The sequence below is a fragment of the Endozoicomonas sp. ONNA2 genome (assembly GCF_024606365.1).
Lineage (GTDB): Bacteria > Pseudomonadota > Gammaproteobacteria > Pseudomonadales > Endozoicomonadaceae > Endozoicomonas.
This window is the reverse complement of record NZ_JAHHPO010000219.1, coordinates 1-2451: the sequence shown is the minus strand read 5'-3', so window position 1 is coordinate 2451 and position 2451 is coordinate 1. Positions and strand designations below refer to the sequence as shown.

The 2451-nt window shown below is 48.8% G+C and carries 1 protein-coding gene; it reads right to left on the bottom strand.

Going from position 1 to position 2451, the window contains the following annotated elements; all coding sequences use genetic code 11:
• Positions 1-485 precede the first annotated feature (485 nt).
• A complete protein-coding gene (locus KDK14_RS04075) occupies positions 486-2294 on the bottom strand; it encodes an ankyrin repeat domain-containing protein (RefSeq protein WP_257263743.1) in 1809 nt (602 codons plus the stop codon).
• Positions 2295-2451 lie beyond the last annotated feature (157 nt).

The window sequence follows — 2451 nt, the reverse complement described above, 5'->3', positions numbered from 1 at the left end:
GTGGTTCCAATTCAAGACCCGCAACACGTAGAAACCAACCCGCCTGCACTCGTTCGCAGAAGCTAAAGAAAGAACTTACAGTAGTACTATCAAGAAGAATTCCCTAATGTCTACCTTTGCACCGACAGCCTGCATAATAGCAACCTCTTGAAATACGCAATTAAACCAAGTGCATCACAAACAATAATTGTAACTGTTCAGCACCTATATCTTGTGATAACCGATCGAGCAAAATACTACATATTGATTAATAGAATATTTGTACCCGATTATTTGCAGGCATGTCAGTGGGAAATTAAGAGTACTAAAATCTTGCTAATCAACATGTAGTGGTTTTGTCCCATCGGTTATTACCAGATATGGTTTTCGGGGGTGCTGAATAGTTACAAACAGAATCCTTTAACAAGACGAATGTCGTTTAGATTGTCGAGCCAGTTTGGAACAATCTCAAGGCCTGGCACCGGTTCTTCGGGCAATTTTGTTGCTCACTGTAGAACACAGGCCGATGTTTTGGCTCCATAGTCTTCAAGGAGTTTTTTGCATGCTGCGTGATGATACTTTATGGCAAGGTCAAGAGCCGTATCGCCATCGTTGTCCTTTTTATTGACCAGGATGCGGCCATCGGTCAGTAGCTCCTTGACGATCTCTTTGTGGCCATTACATACCGCTGAGTGGAGAGCCGTACGGCCATGTTTTTCCATCTTTTGATTGACCTGGATGCGGTGATCGGCCAGCAGCTTTCTCAGGCAATCGGTTCGCCCCCAACAAGCGGCTTCATACAGTGCCGTTGAGCCGTCGTTAGCAACGGCATTGATATCCGCTCCTGCGTCGATCAACCATTGCAGGCGATCAAATTTGCCCCAAATGGCAGCTATTATCAAAGGCGTGCTGCCGTCGTTATCAGTGACATTAATATTTACTCCTCTGATATCAACAAGCTCCCTCAGACACTCATCATCGTTTCCTTGTTGGTTGGTATAGTGTTTGGGCGTCCTGCCGTTGATTAAGGTTTCATTGATATCTCTGCCCATGTCAGCCCATAGTTGACGCACCTCATTAATGTTGATTTTGGTGGCTATATGCAGGGCTGTTTCGCCGTTTTTATTGGTGGCATTCAAATTCGCCCCATGTTTAATCAGCGGTCTCAGGCATCCGACGTGGCCGTTATAAACGGCCAGATGCAGGGCTGTTTCGCCGCTATTGTTGCGGGCATTGATCTTCTCTGTGCTGATTTCAAGCAATCTTGTCAGGCACCCGCCATGCCCGTTGGCCGCGGTGATATGCAGCGGCGTTTGACCTTTCTCATCGGTTTCATTGATGCCTCTCGGGACAAACCAGAGATTGAAAAATTCCAAAGAACCTTCTCTGGCAGCAGTGTGTATTACGGTAATAATATTTGCACCGTGTTTCGCCAGAACGAGCCAGCCCTCGAAGTTTTTCGACAGAGCAACGATGTACAAGGCACGATTCAGGGCGTTCGCTCCCGCCTTGATCAGGGGCGTAAGGCACTGGTTTTGCCACCGCTCGGCAGCAGCACACAGGGCATCATCAAGGTTGTTTGCTCCGGCTCTGATCAGCATTTCAAGGCACTGCGTTTGCCCACGCTCGGCGGCTTCGCGCAGGGCGTTATTAAGGGCAAGTTGGCCAGGTTTGGTGCTGATCAGGTATTCAAGGAGTGGAGCATCGCTCTTGCGGATAGCTGTGTGCAGTACGTTATTGATATCTGCCCCTGCCCTGATCAGCATATTGAAGTCCTCGGTGCGGCGCTTTTGGGCAGCGATGTACAGGGGAGTCTCACCATCGTGCCCGGCGGCATTGACATCGGCACCGCAGTCGATCAGAGCCCGGGAGCAATGAGAGTGGCCGTAATTGATGGCGATAGCAAGCGGGTGTTCAGGTTGACCAGTGAGCACTGAACGGAAAGACTTATTGGCCAAAGTCTCGTCCTGGCTCAGCAGCATTCTCAGTGTATCCAGATCCCCGGTATGGCAGGCGTTTGACATCATGGATTGACAATAATCTGAATCGTCATCAAGGACGTTGCTCCGGTCCAGACGAATCAATGGCAGTGCCGGTTGTCTGCATATACATTTGCGTTGGTCAAGGCTGCTTTCCGACCGCTGTCTGTCAAGCCATTCGGTGATGCATTCGAGGTGGAAAACGTGGGGTACCGGGTTGCAAGAGGTTTTGACCAGTGAACGCCCACCATGTTGACCTCTGATATTCCCGTCGTCACCTAAACAGATAGAACATTTAAAGGAGAAACCTGTCGTGTTGTCCCGGACACCATCCATCGCTTTAGCCTGCTATTTGACTCAAGGTTGTGTGTGAGACAAAAATCAGTAGAGAAAGTTCCACAAAAACAGAATCATTTAACAAGACGGTTGTCGTTAAAATTTCGAGTCAAGTTGAAACAATCTCAAGGCCCGGCACCGGTTCTTCGGGCAATTT